This is a genomic window from Bacillus sp. NPDC057893 (genome assembly GCF_042796455.1).
Classification (GTDB): domain Bacteria; phylum Bacillota; class Bacilli; order Bacillales; family Bacillaceae_G; genus Bacillus_A.
In genome coordinates, this window is record NZ_JBHVNG010000003.1 from 476,774 (window position 1) to 494,892 (window position 18,119).

The following is an 18,119-nucleotide window of genomic DNA, read 5'->3' on the forward strand; positions in this document are numbered from 1 at the left end:
TACGTTATTATCACCTTATTCATTATACTTGAAAGCTCACATAAAAAGGCGAATCATTCGGGATTCACCTTTTTATATAGAAATTTTCTATTTCAAAAAATTATTCCATTATAAAAATAAACCTCTATCACTTCATATACTGTTCAACTAACTGATAGCACCTTTCCTTCGTACTACTTACATTCGATGAAGTACTTGCTAAACCTGACAATGTCCCCTGCCCGGATTCATTCCAAGCTTCTTCCGCCTTTTGATCTCGATACGTAATCCATTCACGCTGTTTCTCTCTCAAAGTGTTCATTTCACTTGTAGGAAGTTGCATTTTCAAAACACCATAAATCTCATTTAATGCTTTATCCCATGCCTCGTATCTTTTACCCTCACCCTCTTTCATTTCAGTTGTAATTCCGTTCTCATATAAGTAATCGAGTTTCTTCAAACTCTCCTCAATACTATTTAATTTAGTAATATACTCTGCCTTCTGACCGGTAATAACACTTTCTTTTTTAGGCTCTTCTACTTTCGGCTTCTCTTCATTTTTATTTTCTTCTTTTACTTTTTCTTCCTTAATATTCTCATCTTTTTGATTAGCTAAAACTTCTCGTTTTTCTTTTGCTTGTTTGGCTAATATAACTGAACTAGCAGAATCATTTTCAATTTCCCTCAATAACGAACTTGCTCGGTCTATATTACTTTCCTGTAATGCTTCAATCATTTTATTCGTTTGATTTATCTTCAGCCTTATTTCCCGATCATCCTTCTTTTCTTTTAATGCTAATTCAAAAGATGCGACTGCTCTGCTCTATCGTATTCTTTATTTTCCAACGCTAAATCTCCTTGTTTCTTTGCCTTATCAAAGGCATCATTATTGCTGCATCCAGCAACAACCAACAAAGTTATTCCTATTGTTAATATTAACTTTTTCATAGTATCTCCCCAGCCCCCTCACCCAAAATAAGAAGCACACATACAATTTTATGCAATTATCGCAACTTTCCTTACTTTTTTTATAAACGAACGTTATACCTATAAAAACTATTTAAATTCGCTTTTAACGTTATTTTTAAAAGATATTAGCTTCTTTCAAAAAAAATGTTAAGAAAATCTTTGACTTCTTAATAAAAATGATGTAAATTATCCTATGGACGAACATTTTTAATCAATAAAAATAAAATATTCGTATTTTAGGGGTGTAAATGATGGAAAACGTATTTGACTATGAAGACATTCAATTAATTCCTGCAAAATGTATTGTAAACAGCCGATCTGAATGTGATACAACTGTCACTTTAGGAAAACATAAATTTAAATTACCTGTCGTACCTGCAAATATGCAAACGATTATAGATGAAAGAATCGCAACTTATTTAGCTGAAAATAATTATTTCTATATCATGCATCGTTTCCAACCAGAGAAACGAATCTCATTCATTAGAGATATGCAATCACGTGGATTAATTGCTTCAATCAGCGTTGGTGTTAAAGAAGACGAATACGAATTCGTACAACAATTAGCTGCTGAGCAACTTTCACCTGAATACATTACAATCGATATCGCACACGGTCACTCTAATGCTGTGATCAATATGATTCAACATATTAAAAAACATTTACCAGAGAGCTTCGTTATCGCTGGAAACGTTGGAACTCCAGAAGCGGTAAGAGAATTAGAAAACGCTGGTGCTGACGCAACAAAAGTTGGTATTGGACCTGGTAAAGTTTGTATTACTAAAATTAAAACAGGCTTTGGAACTGGTGGTTGGCAGCTAGCTGCACTTCGCTGGTGTGCAAAAGCTGCAAGTAAGCCAATTATCGCTGACGGTGGTATTCGTACGCATGGCGACGTAGCTAAATCAATTCGATTTGGAGCAACTATGGTTATGGTCGGTTCTCTATTCGCTGGTCATGAAGAGTCTCCAGGGGAAACAATCGAAAAAGATGGCAAGCTTTATAAAGAATACTTTGGTTCTGCTTCTGAATTCCAAAAAGGTGAGAAGAAAAACGTTGAAGGTAAGAAAATGTTCGTTGAGCATAAAGGTTCTTTAGAAGACACTTTAATCGAAATGGAACAAGATCTTCAATCTTCTATCTCTTACGCTGGCGGAACAAGATTAGATGCTATTCGTACTGTAGATTATGTTGTCGTGAAAAACTCTATTTTCAACGGTGATAAAGTATATTAATTTTTAAAATTCAACTCGAAGGACAAGCATTTTTTATGCTTGTCCTTCTTTTTCATGTATAAAAATGTAAAATATTTTTATTTTACTGAATTTTCTAGTATCATGTTTTTAGATACTTATAATAAGGGGGATATAACAAATGAAAGATGTAATTGAGAAACGCCTTATTCGCGCAGAAGTCCCTACTGAATTAACATGGGACCTTTCTGATTTATACCCATCTGATAAAGAGTGGGAAATTGCATTACGTGTATTAAAAGATGATATAAAAAAACTTGATACATTTAAAGGACAATTACACACTAGCCCCACTACTTTATTAAATTGCCTGCTTTTAGAGGAAGAGCTTTTAATGAAATTAACAAAGCTATATTCATATGCAAATTTAAAAGAATCTGCTGATCGAACAGATCCAGTTATTCAAGCGGACTCTTCCAAAATTTCCGCTTTATGGACAACTGTACATACTGCACTATCCTTTATCCATAATGAAATCCTCTCACTCGAAGAAGGAACAATTGAAAAATATTTAATTGAAGAAACAAAACTTGAACCTTTCCGTAAATCGTTACTAGAAATACTACAAAAAAGGCAGCACACTCTCTCACCTGAAACAGAAGAAGCTCTTGCTGCACTCGGCGAAGTTCATAGTTCTCCCTACAAAATTTACGGTATGACTAAATTAGCCGATATGGATTTTCCTTCTATACAAGATGAACAAGGAAATGATTTGCCTGTATCATTTGCATTATTTGAAAGTAAATATGAATTCTCTCCAAGCACATATATACGTAGAAAAGCATATTCATCATTTGTTTCCACATTGAAACGATATAAAAATACAGTCGCAACAACATATGCTACTGAAGTAAAAAAACAAGTGACACTTTCGCGGTTACGCAAATATGAATCCGTTACTCATATGCTTTTAGAGCCTCAAAAAGTTCCACTTGAAATGTATAACAACCAACTAGATATTATTTATAACGAATTAGCGCCTCATATGCGCCGTTTTGCAGATTTAAAAAGGAAAGTATTAGGTCTTGATCAAATGCTTTTCTGCGACCTACACGCGCCTTTAGATCCTGAATTCAATCCAGCGATTACTTATGAAGAAGCAGGAAAACTCATTCAAAATTCTTTAAAAGTATTAGGAAATGAATATAGTTCCATTATCGAAAAGGGCTTCAAAGAAAGATGGGTAGACCTTGCAGATAACGTTGGAAAATCAACAGGTGCCTTCTGCTCTAGCCCATACGGTTCTCACCCTTATATTTTAATTACATGGCAGGGTACGATGCGCGGGTGTTTCACATTAGCTCATGAATTTGGACATGCTGGTCATTTTTATTTAGCCAATAAAAATCAGCGTATTATGAATGTGCGTCCATCTATGTACTTTGTTGAAGCTCCATCAACGATGAATGAATTACTATTAACTCAGCATTTACTTGCGACAACGGAGGACAAGAGAATGCGCAGATGGGTTATTCTGCAACTACTCGGCACGTACTACCATAACTTTGTTACTCATTTACTTGAAGGAGAATATCAAAGAAGAGTATATGCCATAGCAGAGGAAGGACAAGCACTTACAGCCACCACTTTAACTGAAATAAAAACAAATGTCCTTTCTACATTCTGGGGAGATTCAGTAGAAATTGATGAAGGTGCCGGTTTAACATGGATGCGTCAACCTCACTATTATATGGGCTTATATTCTTACACATATTCAGCAGGCCTAACTGCATCTACCGCCGTAGCCCAAATGATTAAGGAAGAGGGACAGCCTGCTGTTGATCGCTGGCTCAACGTGCTCCGCGCAGGCGGTACGATGAAACCACTCGAATTAATGAAACACGCTGGAGTAGACATGTCAAAACCAGATGCAATCCGTAAAGCTGTTTCTTACGTCGGTTCCTTAATTGATGAACTAGAGCACTCTTATCAAGAATAAAAATAAGCCCTCGTTTTATGAGGGCTTATTCTATATTTACTTTCCAAATCTTTTGCGGTATCCGCATTTTCTACACAGTTCTTCTACTGCAACCCTTTTTGAAAATCCATCTACAATATTTTGCGCTCTATCGCCTTCAATAATATTAGAGAATGAATCACTATTAATATTTCCAAGGTTAATAATTCCCTCACCATCTAAACAGCAAGGAATAACAGTTCCGTTCGCTAAGATTCCAGCCTGATTTCGAAGACCATGACAGAATCCTTTTCCATCATCCTCTTCTTCATGTAATGCCGGCCACTGGAATTCATAATCTTGATTAATAAATACACGTTCCGCAATTTTTATACCTTTTCCTGGTGTGAGCTTCTCTTCAATGTTATAAGAAAGATCAAACTCTTTTTCGATAATAGATAATAAATCTCTATTCCGCTGAATTTCAAGATTCGTTTTGTTATCCTGAGTTAAATTCCATAACCTTAGCGAAACAATTAAATCCGATTGACTCGTCGCTTCTCTAATGAAAGAAAGTATACTCCTTACATAGCCCTCTTTATCTTGCGATCCTGGGTGTCCATCAAAACTGTGCAGTGAAAAATTCATTTGTCTTAACGCAGGCTTATTTAACAATCTATGCCTTCTCTTATTAATTAACGTTCCGTTCGTTGTAATATTAACTTTAAACCCTTTTTCATGGCTTAAATCTAATAGTTGATCTATTTTTGGATGGAGCAACGGCTCACCCTTCACGTGTAAATAAATGTAGTCTGTATGAGGTTTAATTTGGTCTAATCTTTTAGCAAAATCCTCCACAGAAATGAATTGCTTCTGCCTTTCCGTCGGCGGACAAAAGCTGCACGCAAGATTACATACACTTGTAATCTCTAAGTAAAACTTCTTAAACTTCTTCACCCTTAATTCCTCACTTCTCTGACTACTTATACTTTTTCCCTCTTCATATTACAGCATATTTTTTTAGAAATAGAAACATACTTATTTTAGGAAATCTACATACCATCTATTAATGTTTAAAAGACCATCGATGATTTTTATCCAATGGTCTTTCCCACTATTAATTACCTTTAACCTCTTTTACATACTCCCATGTTTCACCTTGATTTTTAGATTGATAAAGTATACTACTATTACCATTATAGTCTCCATCTGATCCTTGCCCAACTAACATGTTAAAAACCCCATCCTTCTCATAAGGCATATTAGGAAAATCAAAAGGGGTTATTAATTGTCCACTCTCTAGCTTCACTTCATGATTTATATAGCTCACCTTTTGAAAAGTTATACCCCCATCATCTGTACGGTATAGCCCTCCTTCAGTGCCAGAGGGTCTAGCTGCCCTTAAAAATCCGAGTTTCTCATTGAAAAAGATGATTCCTGATGCACTACCAACTGCTTCATTAAATGGGTCTTCATTTATAACTGCCCATGTTTCTCCACCATCTATTGTCTTGCTTAGTGAATAAAAGGTACTCCCTAATGCTTTATCTGTAACATGTAGTTTATAACCCACTTCTTTTGAAAAGTAAAATTGCTCATTATTATTAGTTAGATCCTTCTTTTTCTTTTTAGAACTACTTTCCTTACTCCAATTTGGGTCACCTAGTAAATTATATCTAGCAGGTACTATCTCTTTCTCTTTTCCGGGGATAAATATAGATACCGTATATCCAATTATTTCGGATTTTGCTTCTTCAAGCTTCTCTAATTTCCCATCTTTATTAATATTAATAATTCCTTCTCTATTGTAACCCCAGTTTCTTTTCCCATAATAAACCAGCCCATATTTATCTTCATTCCACTTACTGACAGTTTGTTTAACTGGAATGGCTTGAACTGTTTTAATTAAAGGTTTTACTAATTTATCTTCATTATAATCAGCGTTAATATACCCATTTAGTCCTACAAAAATATCTTTTGATTTATTTTTATTATAAGATATTAAGTAGCTTTCCTCTTTTCCAGCAGCATTTTTTCCATAAAGAAAAGTATCAAATGATGTAATTGTTCCATCTGAGTTAAATTCCAAAGTAAAACCATCCGACATATATAACTTCTTTGGCAAAGTATATTTCTTATTTATATCTTCAAAAATACCCTCTACACCATACTTATATATATTATCATGCTCAAGTTCAACTGATCTTTCGTTTTTTACGCTTTCTATAAACCATGCTAGTTTACCACCATAATTCGTTGCACTTTTATAAATTTTCATCCCATAAAAAAGCGTTATAAAGATAATGATGATAACGGAAGCATATTTCCATCCCTTTATATTTAATAATTCGGATGATTCATATTCCCTATTTTTTATAACTTTAATTGTAGTAAATATAATTATAAGTATTAAAAATGCTGTACATAATAACAAAATATAAATATTATTATTCACTCTTCCATACATACATAACAAAGCTAACTCATAACAAAAAATCCAGTATCCGATTATTAATAATGGGTTTTTTAGTAATGATATAAGTATTTTTTTCATATTTCCCCTAAATATGTTAAGCCCCCCTAATTACATCTAATACTTCTTTTCTCCTATATTGAGTATACTTGATTTTACCAAACACTCGCATATCCCATATTTATTGTACATTTTAATTACGATCGGTTAAATCTAAAATAATAAAGTGCGTATAAAAAAGCACTCTATCCTGTAAAGATAAGTGCTAATTTCTTAATCATATTTTTTATTCAATATACAGCCAATAATACTTTATGTTATTACACAAGGCATTATTAACTTTCGATTACTACCCACTATTTATGATACGGTTCCCCACGATTAATCCGAAACGCTCTATACACTTGCTCAAGCAATACTAATCGCATTAATTGATGTGGTAATGTCATCTTTGAGAAAGAAAGAGATTCGTTTGAACGCTTCATTACTTCAGAACTAAGCCCCAGTGATCCACCAATTACAAATGTGATTTTGCTCTTTCCATATGTAGCAAGGCGATCTATACTTGCTGCAAATTCTTCTGATGATTTTTGTTTTCCTTCTATTGCTAACGCAATGACGTGCGTATCGTCAGAAATTTTATCCAGTATACGTATACCTTCTTTTTCTTTTACAATTAACATTTCTGCTGCACTTAAATTTTCTGGTGCCTTTTCATCTGGCAACTCAATTACTTCTACTTTTGCGTAAGAAGATAATCGTTTTAAGTATTCTGCTATACCTTGTTTTAAGTATTTTTCTTTTAATTTTCCGATTGAAATAATCGAGATATTCACATCTATTCCCCACCTTACAAACACGTTATCCACAGGACTTATCCACATATCCACAAATGTTACCCACATATTGTGTGAGAATCTGTGTTCGATACAACATATGTCGCCTCTTTTTGACAAAATTCACATGTTTTTTTCTCTTCTTTAGAGTTATCCACATTGTTAATAACCGGTGCAACTTCACACTCATCCACAATGATATCTAATGCTAATTCAACATGTTCTAAACAACAAGGTAAATTCATATTCTTCACCTCACTTTTCTACAATAGAAAACAGGAGGTAGGCCCTCCTGTTTTTAATACTTTTGAATGCCTAATTTCACCGTTGTTGTCGCTCGTTTTGTACCACGATAAAAAGTAAGAGTCATTTTGTCATCAATTTTTTTATTATATAAGGCCGTGCGGAACCCAATAATATCGTGCACCGCTTTTCCATCTACCGCCACAATAACGTCATGCTCTCGCAAGCCAGCATCCGTGCCTGGCGAAGGACTTTTCACATCTAAAATGCAAACTCCATCCGTTATGTTACCTGGTAAATGTAACGTTTTTGACCAATAATAATTCGGAATCTCATTTAACGATCTAAGCTCAATTCCAACATAAGGTCTTTTTACTTTACCGTATTTCTCAAGTTCATTCATAACAGGGACGGCTCTTGTAATTGGAATAGCTAGTCCAATTCCTTCTACTTCTTTTGCTGCAATTTTCATTGAGTTAATGCCAATTAATTGTCCTGCTGCATTAACAAGTGCACCACCACTATTACCTGGATTAATTGCCGCATCTGTTTGTAATACTTCTACTTGCCAATCGTAATGTCCATCTTGGTTTAAATCTACAGGGACAATACGCTCGTTAGCCGAAATAATACCTTGTGTGACAGTTCCAGAAAATTGTAGCCCAAGTGGATTCCCAATCGCAATAACTGGTTCTCCTCTACGAACTGTATTAGAGTTGCCAATTTCAATCACTTTCTTCACATGCTTCGCATCTATTTCTAGTACCGCTAAGTCCGTGACTACATCGGTTCCTAATACTTTACCTGGAATTTTCTTACCGTCACTTAAGCTCACTTCAATACGATTCGCCCCAGCAACAACGTGGTTATTCGTTACAATATACGCATGTCCATCTGTTTTCTTATAAATCACACCAGAGCCTGTACCAGCTTCCGAATCAGCCTCTGAAAAATCATCTCGTTGAATGTTAATAACACCAACAACAGCCTCTGAAGCACGATCAACGGCGTCTACAAAGCTAATCTGTTTAACAGGAACATTTCCACTTTGAGCTTCAGCCATATTTTTTTCACTTGCTTCAGCTTGCGGAAGCTTACCTGCATGATTTGAAAATAAAGGAGCTCCAAATGCAAATAATGAAGCCCCTACAATTGTCCCCGCTATGCTAGAAATGACAATACCTTTATGTTTCTTTTTCCCTGCGCGTTTAATACGATATTTTTCTTCATCAATAAAGGACATATTTGTTCACCTATCTTCCTGAAAACAACTATATTCACCTTTATTGTTTACTAAAATGAAGAATTATACGTATTGAATTTTCGTAGGCATTTTTTGATCCGTATCATGTATTTCAAAGGATTCTCCAACCCCAAAACCTTTTTCCTCTAATACTTGTGATACAGACATACGCGCTAATTCTTTCATGTTATTATCTAAGCTTAAATGCGCTAAATAAATGTGTTTTGTCTCGTCTGTAATAACATCAGCCATCGCTAATGCAGCGTCCTCATTACAAACGTGGCCAACGTCGCTTAAAATACGTCGCTTAATGCTCCATGGATAGCGTCCCATACGAAGCATTTCCACATCATGATTGCTTTCAAATACGAAAGCGTTCGCTCCCTTAATGACACCTTTCATACGGTCACTTACGTAGCCCGTATCTGTAATAAGAGCTAACTTTCTATTATTGTTATGAAAAGCATAAAACATCGGTTCCGCTGCATCATGAGAAACACCAAATGATTCAACTTCAATATCCCCAAATGTTTTCACGTCCCCTACTGAGAAAATGAATTTTTGATCAGTTGAGATATTACCTATTAAATGTTCCATTGCATTCCATGTTTTCTCGTTCGCATAAATAGGTAAATCATATTTACGTGCCAATACACCTAATCCTTTAATATGGTCACTATGCTCATGTGTTACAAGAATACCTGATACGTCATTTATATTCAGTTCAGCTTGTTTAAATAAAGCCTCTGTCGCTTTACCACTTAAACCTGCATCGACGAGCAGTTTTTTTTCATCTGTTCCTACATATAGCATATTCCCTGTACTTCCACTCGCAAGTACACTAAAGTGCATACTCATTCTTTCTCACTCCATTATGTTCTTCCGGCACTTGAGTTTCCCCTAATTCCATAACTTGTCCTTCAATTGCATTCACAAAAAAATCCTTTTTCTGCTCTGTCTTTAAGTTCCATGTTGGAGCAAGCACTTGTATATTAGAAGAAGACTCCGCAAGAGTTGCATATCCAATCTGCGCCTCTTTCACGTGCGTATTTTCTGCAATTTTATTTTTCAAATATATATTTTCTAAAGCTGTTTGAGCAGTAATAATTTCTTGTTCTTTCGTCTTTTCGCTTTCGCCCATTTCCTTCAAATCCGTTAACATTGTTTGTGTATACGAAATAAGCTCATTTTTTTCATTTAAATCTACAACAATCATCGCACGATTATTGTAGAAGATTGGTTTATCTTTATACTTTTGAAAGAAGTAAATTTTTGAGTCCTTTATTGCTCCAAACTCATATTTTTGTCCATCCAGCACATAATTTTTCAAAAAATCATTATACTTATCTTTTGACGATGATTTTGTATTTAAAAAAGGCTCTTTTAATTTACTCTCTATTTGATATTCGTCTTGCACATGCGCCGTCTGATTTTTTAAAGATTGTACATCTTCTTCTTTGAAAACCTTATTTTTCGCCATTATAAATGACTCTTTTTTCGGTTCTTTAGGAAAATTCCCCATAGTAATTTTTTCAGCTTTTAATTGTTGATCGATTTTCGTTTCCGTCACAAGTTCTAATTGATTACTATCTTGCTTTTGAATGAACTGAAAGATAAGAAAGAGGTCTAAAACAAAAAAGGTCACAATAAATATTGTTTTAATTCGATCCCAATCCATTTAGTCCCCCCTCACTCCACTCATATATTTGTTGCTTACCATCTTCTTCACATTTTACATACCATATCGGCTGTAAGACAGCGATTCTCCCACTCCCATCACTGATGGAAGGTTCCAATGACATTTTATAACCAATACCAACATCCTGAATTGATTTTTTATCAATTTCCGGGTTATTCTCTAGTGATGTCATCACTATATGACCTGATGCAAGAGAAGTTGTTTGTTGTTTACTAGGCAAAGTAATACTGAACTCAAAAAAGGGTCTTTCATACTGCATAATTTCACCTGAACCCCATACTTGTTTTAATTCCGCTATTCCATTGGCATTAAATACAGGCAAACCATCCTCATATAAACGGAATGAAGTTTTCCTCCCATTAATATAATCAAAACGATAGGACTTAAAGGATCCACTATGCCCACTTACAAAATCAAAACTTTTTTGTAAAATCACCGCATTATCCGTAGGTTTATCACCATGTACAGCGGAATTTTTATATTTCAACATTGCATCCAACTTATCAATTTCCATAGAACGGATGCCATCCGTAAATGTTTCCTTTTCTTTCTCAGAAATAGGACTTAAATAACGTGGATCACTAAATAAAGCATTTTTGAATGGATCTACCTCTAGTTTAGCTGTAATATACTCTGCCTTACTTAATTCCGTAATCCCATCTGGTAAAAAAAGTTTTTTTGTATCATTTATTTGATATTCAAAATATGGTCTTGCTACTGTTATAAGTTGATTTTGAGCATTTATAATATCCTTTATATAAGCACCGCTCAATTTTGCTTGATATATTTTATGAGGAGTATCATAGGAAACAAAGCTAACTTTAATTTCTTGGTCCGTACTTCTAGAAGGATCAATTATAATACGATTAAAACTTCTGTTACTTTCTATGTTTTTATCTTTAATATTAAACATATCTTTAATCGTATCTAACGGGATATTTGTAGGGAAAATAAATTCAATTTTTTCTTCTCCGTGTACATAAGACAGAAAATCACCTTTAGGGACTGTCCCCGTTATTTCCCTAAAATCATGTAATTCTCCGTTTTCAAGAATTTTATAGATTGAATCCACATTTGCCTTCTTTTCGCTTACATAATGATTTTTCTCTTTATGAATAACGACAGAGGATGGGCGAACAACCTCCGAAATCTTTACCTGATTTATCTCTTCGTTACCTTGAACGAACTTTGTATTTTGCATAGAAGTGGAATCAGGAACATATGTCCATAAGTTAAAAGTAAGAAATAGACTAATGACAACCAAATTAATTAGAACTATCGTTTTAAAGTTTTCCATACTCATTCCCAATCGTCCTCTTCATCTGTCGCCATTGGCAATGTGAAATAAATAGTTGTCCCTTTTCCTTCCTCACTTTTCGCCCAAATCGAGCCGCCATGTGCCTCAATCATTTCTTTCGCAATAGCTAACCCAAGACCTGTACCACCCATTTGTCTCGAACGCGCTTTATCTACACGATAAAAACGTTCAAATATTTTATCTACATTTTCTTTCGGAATTCCCATTCCTTGATCACTCACACTAATCTCTAATAACTCCCCGCGGTCACGCAGGCGATATGTTACTGTACCACCTTCTGGCGAATATTTTAGTGCATTGGAAATAATGTTATATAAAACTTGTGTGATTTTGTCTGTATCCATATCAATAAATCGAGATTTTTTAGAGAAAGATCGTTTGAAGCTTACATTTTGCTCTTTAGACATTTCAAAGCGATCGATAACGTTATTAAAGAAGTCAGTAAAGTCGACCCATTCCTTCATTAAGCGATGTTCTGTACTATCTAGTTTAGATAGTTGTAACAATGCATTTACAAGCCTGATCATTCTTTCCGTTTCCTCTTGTGTAACCGTTAAAAATTGCGGTGCAATATTTGGATCTTGCCATGCTCCATCAGTAAGTGCTTCTAAGTAACTGCGCATCGTTGTTAACGGCGTTCTTAACTCATGAGATACGTTCGCAACAAACTCACGGCGCTCTTGTTCTATCCGCTCCTGCTCTGTTACATCATATAATACAGCAATTAAACCATTTGCCTTCCCTGTTTCTTTTTGAATAACAGAGAAACTAGCACGTAAAATATATGGTTCATTTCTCGTACTAAAATCTAATAAAACTGAATCAGGTTCTTCATATAAATGATCAAGTGTAAATTCTTCTTGTATTCCTAACACTTCTAACACTGATTGATCTAGCGCCGTTTCACGCGAAACATTTAACATCTTTTCCGCAGGATCATTTAATAAAATGATATCCCCTTTTCGATCAGTAGCAATTACTCCATCTGTCATATGTGATAAAACGGATGATAATTTTCGTCTTTCACTTTCTGTGGAGGAACGAGCTTGTTGTAATTTTTTAGATAAATTGTTAAAAGATAACGCTAATTGTCCAATCTCATCGTGACTATGCACCTTTACTTTTCGCGAATAATTTCCTTTCGCCATTTCAATTGCTTGTCTTCGCATATCTGAAATTGGTCTCGTAATTGTTTGAGCCAATAAAATTCCAAGTACAGCTGTTACTAATAAAGCAATTACTGTCCCCGTTGCGAAAATTTGGTTGATGTCCTTCATTTGTTTATACACATCTTCCATAGATGCAACAATATGAATGACGCCAAGTACATCTCCGCCCGGCTCTTTTAGAATAGGGGTAATCATAACTTGAACTCGATGACCTGTATGTCCATCTTTCTCAATCTTTGACTCTGGTTTCTTTTGTACCATTACCCGTTGTACAGCTGTATCTGCTGACGTTCGTCCTACCTTATTTTGCTTAGACGCATCTGAAATTGCCATTAATTTTTTAGTAGAATCAATTACACTTACTTCTTGAATATCTCTCTTACGATCTGATGCGAATTTTTGAATCGAATCATTAATAGCTTTATCTACTGATTCTGTTTTAGGACGTTCTTTTACAAACTCTTGCTTCAGGTTATAAGAAAGTAAGTTTGTTTGCTGCGTTAAGGAATCTTGAAAGCCTTTTACAAGGCTTTTTTCTAATTCCCTGACGAAATATACACCAATTACTTGCATTGCTATTAATATTAACAGCATATATATGAGCACAAATTTTAAATGAATAGATTGAAAAAAACCAACTTTCTTCATATACTATTCCTGTTCTGGGTCACGCAAGTAATACCCTACCCCACGTCTAGTTACAATTAAAGTAGGATGACTTGGATTATCTTCAACTTTTTCGCGTAAACGACGTACTGTTACGTCTACTGTACGTACATCTCCAAAATAATCATAACCCCAAACTGTTTGTAATAAATGTTCACGAGTCATAACTTGACCTAAATGCTTCGCTAAATAATGTAGTAATTCAAATTCACGATGTGTAAGCTCAATGCTTTCTTCACGCTTCGTTACACTATAAGCGTTCGAATTGATAACGATTGGTCCAATAACCATTTCGGTATTTTCTTCTTTCTCTGCAGCACCACCCTGCTGATGGCGACGTAAATTTGCTTTCACACGAGCAAGTAACTCCCTCGTACTAAATGGCTTCGTTACATAATCATCAGCCCCAAGCTCAAGCCCTAATACTTTATCAATTTCAGAGTCTTTTGCTGTAAGCATAATAATTGGCATTTCTGAGCTTTTACGTATTTCACGACATACCTCTAAACCGTCTTTTCCTGGTAACATAATATCTAATAAAACCATATCTGGCTGTTCTTCATTTGCTTTTTCAATCGCCTCATCACCATCATGCGCCATTACAATTTCAAAACCTTCTTTTTCTAGGTTGAACTTCAAAATATCCGCAATCGGCTTTTCATCATCAACTACTAAAATTTTCTTTCCCATCATCGTCTATTTCCTCCTTATAAAAATATGATCAATAATCCTCAAACATATTGGTGTTTCTATAGTATGTTCCTATATGACAACAATCTTAGTCTAAGTATTTCTCCTCTATTCTCATAGACTCATGTATCATCCACTTTTACACGGAACCCTATACGATCTATAGAAAAACCTCTAGCTTCAACTGCTAGAGGCTCCTCATTCTATTGTAAAATAACTACCCACTTTTGTAAAACTGGACAAAATAAAAAGGATATTAAGTGGGCCCACTTAATATCCTGAGAGTGGCTCGGGACGGAATCGAACCGCCGACACGAGGATTTTCAGTCCTCTGCTCTACCGACTGAGCTACCGAGCCAAAACTATATATAAAACCACTAATGGTGGTATAAACAAAAGTGGCGGTCCCGACCGGGGTCGAACCGGCGATCTCCTGCGTGACAGGCAGGCATGTTAACCACTACACCACGGGACCAAAAATGAACATAAAAAAACATGACCCGTACGGGATTCGAACCCGTGTTACCGCCGTGAAAGGGCGGTGTCTTAACCACTTGACCAACGGGCCACGAAAAATAAAATGGTGAGCCATGAAGGATTCGAACCTTCGACCCTCTGATTAAAAGTCAGATGCTCTACCAACTGAGCTAATGGCTCATACTCACCAACGTCATATTTTCGTGACGACAAGACATATCATAACATGTTATCTTTCATTTTTGCAATACCTTTTTTTATTTTTTTATAAAAGATAAGAAAAAACTCATGAAAACATGAGTTTTTTCTTAAAAGAATCAATTTTTTATATCAATTAAGCTTCGTATACATTACGAACGATATTTGTTTGATTACGATCTGGTCCAACTGAGAACATAGATAATTGGATTCCTGTCAATTCAGAAACACGCTCTACGTATTTTCTTGCATTTTCAGGAAGTTCATCTAATGATTTCATAGCAGTAACATCTTCTGTCCAACCTGGAAGCTCTTCATATACAGGCTCACATTTCGCTAAAATGTTTAAGTTAGCTGGAACTTCATCGATAACTTCGCCATTGTATTTGTAAGCAACACAAATTTTAAGAGTTGGGATACCTGTTAATACATCGATAGAGTTTAATGATAAGTCTGTTAAACCACTAACACGACGTGCATGTCTTACAACAACGCTATCGAACCAACCTACGCGGCGCGGACGACCAGTTGTTGTTCCGTATTCACGACCAACTTCACGAATTTGATGACCGATTTCATCATTAAGTTCCGTAGGGAATGGACCATCACCTACACGGCTTGTATATGCTTTACATACACCTACAACGCGAGTAACTTTCGCAGGACCAACTCCAGTTCCAACTGTTACACCACCAGCAATTGGGTTAGAAGATGTAACGAATGGATACGTACCGTGGTCAATATCAAGCATAACACCTTGTGCACCTTCAAATAATACACGATGATTGTTATCTAGTGCATCATTTAATACGACAGATGTATCGCATACATACTGTGCGATTTGTTGTCCGTATTCGAAGTACTCTTCAAAGATTTCTTCTACGCTGAAACCTTCTGTATCGTACATTTTTTCAAACAAACGATTTTTTTCCACTAAATTGCGCTCAAGCTTCTCTTTAAATGCTTCACGGTCTAAAAGATCAGCCATACGGATACCAATACGAGCAGCTTTATCCATATATGCAGGACCGATACCTTTTTTCGTTGTACCGATCTTGTTATCACCTTTACTCGCTTCTTCTAACTCATCTTGTTTTAAGTGATAAGGTAAAATAACGTGCGCACGGTTACTTACACGTAAATTATCAGTACTTACACCACGATCGTGTAAGTATTTTAACTCTTCAAGTAATGCTTTCGGATCTACTACTAAGCCATTTCCGATTACACAAATTTTCTCTTTATAGAAAATACCAGATGGAATTAAGTGTAATTTATATTTAACTCCGCCGAAAACAATTGTATGTCCCGCGTTATTTCCACCTTGATATCTTGCAACTACTTCCGCATGCTCAGAAAGAAAATCAGTGATTTTACCTTTTCCTTCGTCGCCCCATTGTGTTCCTACAACTACTACTGAAGACATTATTAAAGCACCTCCGCAATTTTCAAACGATCTATTCAAACAATATAATTGTACCAAAACAGAAAAAGAAGTCAACCAAAAAGCGAACATTTTTTTACCGAAAAACGTTTTCGTTCGTAAGAATTACATATTCACCTTATGAAAGCCCTATCTTTCATATAAAAAAAAAGAAACACATCTTATTATAAGAAATGTGTTTCTTTTTTATACTGCCTTTATGCGTGCGGTGCATGTCCATCCTCAAAGCGGCGTTCTAAGTTGACGAATTTATTAAATTCCTTAACAAACGCAAGCTCTACTGAACCTACTGGACCATTACGTTGTTTTGCAATGATAATTTCAATTGTATTTTTATTTTCTGTTTCACGATCATAGTAATCTTCACGATATAGGAAGGCCACAATGTCAGCATCCTGCTCGATACTTCCTGATTCACGAATGTCAGACATCATCGGACGTTTATCTTGACGAGATTCTACACCACGAGATAACTGCGACAAGGCGATAACAGGTACTTGCAATTCACGTGCAATCCCTTTTAATGTACGAGAAATCTCAGATACTTCCTGTTGACGGTTTTCTCCTGATTTCCCACTCCCTTGAATAAGCTGTAAATAGTCAATCAAAACCATCCCAAGACCTTGTTCTTGCTTTAATCTACGACATTTTGCTCGAATCTCATTTACTTTAATCCCTGGTGTATCATCAATATATATACCAGCATTAGAAAGGCTACCCATCGCCATTGTTAATTTCGCCCAATCATCAGAAGTTAATGAACCGGTACGAAGTCTTTGCGCATCAATATTTCCTTCTGCACAAAGCATACGCATAACAAGCTGATCAGAGCCCATCTCCAAACTAAAAATCGCTACATTTTCATCAGTTTTCGTCGCTACGTTTTGTGCGATATTTAATGAAAATGCAGTTTTCCCCACCGACGGACGCGCTGCTACGATGATTAAATCATTTCGCTGAAAACCCGCGGTCATCTTATCTAATTCAGTAAATCCAGTTGGTATCCCAGTAACTTCACCTTTTTGATTATGCAAAAGTTCAATTTTATCATAAGCATCTACAAGAACATCTTTAATGTTTTGGAATGCTTTTGCATTTGTTTGATGTGATACTTCTAATATTTTTTTCTCAGCCTCATTTAAAAGGCCATCCACATCATCTTCTCGCTCGTATCCATCCGATACAATATGAGTTGCCGTTCGAATTAAACGACGTAAAAGTGCCTTTTCAGCGATGATGCGTGCATAATATTCTACGTTAGCAGCTGTTGGAACAACTTCTGCTAATTCTGCTAGATAAGAAACCCCACCAACTTCTTCTAGTAACCCTTGATCAGCCATCGCTGATGTCATTATTACTAAGTCGATTGGTTCTCCCTTATCAGACAACCCAAGCATGACTTCAAAAATCTTTTGATGTTTCGTTCGATAGAACGAGTCAGGTAGCAACAGCTCTGATGCTGACGTTAATGCATCTTGATCAATCAATATAGCCCCTAAAACCGCCTGCTCTGCTTCTATATTATGCGGAGGGGTACGATCAGCCAGTACATCACTCATGCGCAA

The 18,119-nt window shown here is 35.6% G+C and carries 16 protein-coding genes and 4 tRNA genes; 2 read left to right on the top strand and 18 right to left on the bottom strand.

Annotation, left to right across the window (positions count from 1 at the left end):
* Positions 1–127 precede the first annotated feature (127 nt).
* Together ACFVQC_RS18195 and ACFVQC_RS18200 are read right to left on the bottom strand one after the other, a co-directional pair.
* Positions 128–715 carry a lysozyme inhibitor LprI family protein gene (locus ACFVQC_RS18195; protein ID WP_377898843.1) on the bottom strand — a complete coding sequence of 196 codons (588 nt, stop codon included), beginning with the start codon at positions 713–715 and terminating at the stop codon, positions 128–130.
* A 59-nt stretch (positions 716–774) separates the two neighbouring features.
* Positions 775–927, bottom strand: coding sequence for a hypothetical protein (locus ACFVQC_RS18200; RefSeq protein WP_377898844.1), 153 nt, complete (start codon positions 925–927; stop codon positions 775–777).
* Positions 928–1,199: 272 nt separating this feature from the next.
* Here ACFVQC_RS18200 and guaC point away from each other — a divergent pair, with 272 nt between their 5' ends.
* Positions 1,200–2,183 carry a GMP reductase gene (gene guaC, locus ACFVQC_RS18205; protein WP_033717570.1) on the top strand — a complete coding sequence of 328 codons (984 nt, stop codon included), beginning with the start codon at positions 1,200–1,202 and terminating at the stop codon, positions 2,181–2,183.
* 139 nt (positions 2,184–2,322) lie between these two features.
* Positions 2,323–4,140 carry an oligoendopeptidase F gene (gene pepF / locus ACFVQC_RS18210; RefSeq protein ID WP_377892873.1) on the top strand — a complete coding sequence of 606 codons (1,818 nt, stop codon included), beginning with the start codon at positions 2,323–2,325 and terminating at the stop codon, positions 4,138–4,140.
* Between the two features lie 36 nt (positions 4,141–4,176).
* Here the strand turns inward: pepF and ACFVQC_RS18215 are convergent, their stop codons facing one another.
* From ACFVQC_RS18215 to dnaB, 16 genes are all read right to left on the bottom strand, one after another.
* Positions 4,177–5,055: a radical SAM/SPASM domain-containing protein gene (locus ACFVQC_RS18215; protein WP_002144586.1), complete on the bottom strand. Its 879-nt coding sequence runs from the start codon at positions 5,053–5,055 to the stop codon at positions 4,177–4,179.
* Positions 5,056–5,215: 160 nt separating this feature from the next.
* A complete protein-coding gene (locus ACFVQC_RS18220; protein WP_377898845.1) occupies positions 5,216–6,652 on the bottom strand; it encodes a WD40/YVTN/BNR-like repeat-containing protein in 1,437 nt (478 codons plus the stop codon).
* 275 nt (positions 6,653–6,927) lie between these two features.
* On the bottom strand, positions 6,928–7,407 hold the full coding sequence (gene rlmH, locus ACFVQC_RS18225) for a 23S rRNA (pseudouridine(1915)-N(3))-methyltransferase RlmH (RefSeq protein ID WP_002123590.1): 480 nt from the start codon (positions 7,405–7,407) through the stop codon (positions 6,928–6,930).
* Between the two features lie 59 nt (positions 7,408–7,466).
* Positions 7,467–7,652 carry a CxxH/CxxC protein gene (locus ACFVQC_RS18230; RefSeq protein WP_215585689.1) on the bottom strand — a complete coding sequence of 62 codons (186 nt, stop codon included), beginning with the start codon at positions 7,650–7,652 and terminating at the stop codon, positions 7,467–7,469.
* A gap of 53 nt (positions 7,653–7,705) precedes the next feature.
* A complete protein-coding gene (locus ACFVQC_RS18235) occupies positions 7,706–8,893 on the bottom strand; it encodes a S1C family serine protease (RefSeq protein WP_377898846.1) in 1,188 nt (395 codons plus the stop codon).
* Between the two features lie 63 nt (positions 8,894–8,956).
* Positions 8,957–9,751, bottom strand: coding sequence for an MBL fold metallo-hydrolase (locus tag ACFVQC_RS18240; RefSeq protein ID WP_377898847.1), 795 nt, complete (start codon positions 9,749–9,751; stop codon positions 8,957–8,959).
* Positions 9,735–10,571 (bottom strand): two-component system regulatory protein YycI, encoded by an 837-nt coding sequence (locus ACFVQC_RS18245; protein ID WP_002113218.1) that lies wholly within the window; start codon positions 10,569–10,571, stop codon positions 9,735–9,737. The genes ACFVQC_RS18240 and ACFVQC_RS18245 overlap by 17 nt, the downstream gene beginning before the upstream one ends.
* Positions 10,552–11,895: a YycH family regulatory protein gene (locus ACFVQC_RS18250; protein WP_377898848.1), complete on the bottom strand. Its 1,344-nt coding sequence runs from the start codon at positions 11,893–11,895 to the stop codon at positions 10,552–10,554. Before ACFVQC_RS18250 ends, ACFVQC_RS18245 begins: the two co-directional genes overlap by 20 nt.
* Positions 11,892–13,727, bottom strand: a complete 1,836-nt coding sequence (gene walK / locus ACFVQC_RS18255) for a cell wall metabolism sensor histidine kinase WalK (RefSeq protein WP_002113220.1) — start codon at positions 13,725–13,727, stop codon at positions 11,892–11,894. Before walK ends, ACFVQC_RS18250 begins: the two co-directional genes overlap by 4 nt.
* Before the next feature lie 3 nt (positions 13,728–13,730).
* Positions 13,731–14,438: a cell wall metabolism DNA-binding response regulator WalR gene (walR, locus tag ACFVQC_RS18260; RefSeq protein ID WP_002089942.1), complete on the bottom strand. Its 708-nt coding sequence runs from the start codon at positions 14,436–14,438 to the stop codon at positions 13,731–13,733.
* A 282-nt stretch (positions 14,439–14,720) separates the two neighbouring features.
* A tRNA-Phe gene (locus tag ACFVQC_RS18265) sits at positions 14,721–14,793 on the bottom strand.
* Between the two features lie 41 nt (positions 14,794–14,834).
* A tRNA-Asp gene (locus ACFVQC_RS18270) sits at positions 14,835–14,910 on the bottom strand.
* 21 nt (positions 14,911–14,931) lie between these two features.
* Positions 14,932–15,003, bottom strand: a tRNA-Glu gene (locus ACFVQC_RS18275).
* A 13-nt stretch (positions 15,004–15,016) separates the two neighbouring features.
* Positions 15,017–15,092 (bottom strand) — tRNA-Lys (locus tag ACFVQC_RS18280).
* A gap of 154 nt (positions 15,093–15,246) precedes the next feature.
* Complete coding sequence (locus ACFVQC_RS18285) at positions 15,247–16,536, bottom strand: adenylosuccinate synthase (protein WP_002138921.1); 1,290 nt, start codon at positions 16,534–16,536, stop codon at positions 15,247–15,249.
* Positions 16,537–16,751: 215 nt separating this feature from the next.
* Positions 16,752–18,113, bottom strand: coding sequence for a replicative DNA helicase (dnaB, locus tag ACFVQC_RS18290; RefSeq protein ID WP_002113222.1), 1,362 nt, complete (start codon positions 18,111–18,113; stop codon positions 16,752–16,754).
* Positions 18,114–18,119: the final 6 nt, after the last annotated feature.

Excerpts from the sequence above, each read along its gene's own strand:
- ACFVQC_RS18195 (WP_377898843.1), bottom strand. The coding sequence starts at position 715 with ATGATTGAAGCATTACAGGAAAGTAATATAGACCGAGCAAGTTCGTTA.
- ACFVQC_RS18200 (WP_377898844.1), bottom strand. The coding sequence starts at position 927 with ATGAAAAAGTTAATATTAACAATAGGAATAACTTTGTTGGTTGTTGCT.
- guaC (WP_033717570.1), top strand. The coding sequence starts at position 1,200 with ATGGAAAACGTATTTGACTATGAAGACATTCAATTAATTCCTGCAAAA.
- pepF (WP_377892873.1), top strand. The coding sequence starts at position 2,323 with ATGAAAGATGTAATTGAGAAACGCCTTATTCGCGCAGAAGTCCCTACT.
- ACFVQC_RS18220 (WP_377898845.1), bottom strand. The coding sequence starts at position 6,652 with ATGAAAAAAATACTTATATCATTACTAAAAAACCCATTATTAATAATC.
- ACFVQC_RS18230 (WP_215585689.1), bottom strand. The coding sequence starts at position 7,652 with ATGAATTTACCTTGTTGTTTAGAACATGTTGAATTAGCATTAGATATC.
- ACFVQC_RS18235 (WP_377898846.1), bottom strand. The coding sequence starts at position 8,893 with ATGTCCTTTATTGATGAAGAAAAATATCGTATTAAACGCGCAGGGAAA.
- ACFVQC_RS18240 (WP_377898847.1), bottom strand. The coding sequence starts at position 9,751 with ATGAGTATGCACTTTAGTGTACTTGCGAGTGGAAGTACAGGGAATATG.
- ACFVQC_RS18245 (WP_002113218.1), bottom strand. The coding sequence starts at position 10,571 with ATGGATTGGGATCGAATTAAAACAATATTTATTGTGACCTTTTTTGTT.
- ACFVQC_RS18250 (WP_377898848.1), bottom strand. The coding sequence starts at position 11,895 with ATGAGTATGGAAAACTTTAAAACGATAGTTCTAATTAATTTGGTTGTC.
- walK (WP_002113220.1), bottom strand. The coding sequence starts at position 13,727 with ATGAAGAAAGTTGGTTTTTTTCAATCTATTCATTTAAAATTTGTGCTC.
- walR (WP_002089942.1), bottom strand. The coding sequence starts at position 14,438 with ATGATGGGAAAGAAAATTTTAGTAGTTGATGATGAAAAGCCGATTGCG.
- ACFVQC_RS18285 (WP_002138921.1), bottom strand. The coding sequence starts at position 16,536 with ATGTCTTCAGTAGTAGTTGTAGGAACACAATGGGGCGACGAAGGAAAA.
- dnaB (WP_002113222.1), bottom strand. The coding sequence starts at position 18,113 with ATGAGTGATGTACTGGCTGATCGTACCCCTCCGCATAATATAGAAGCA.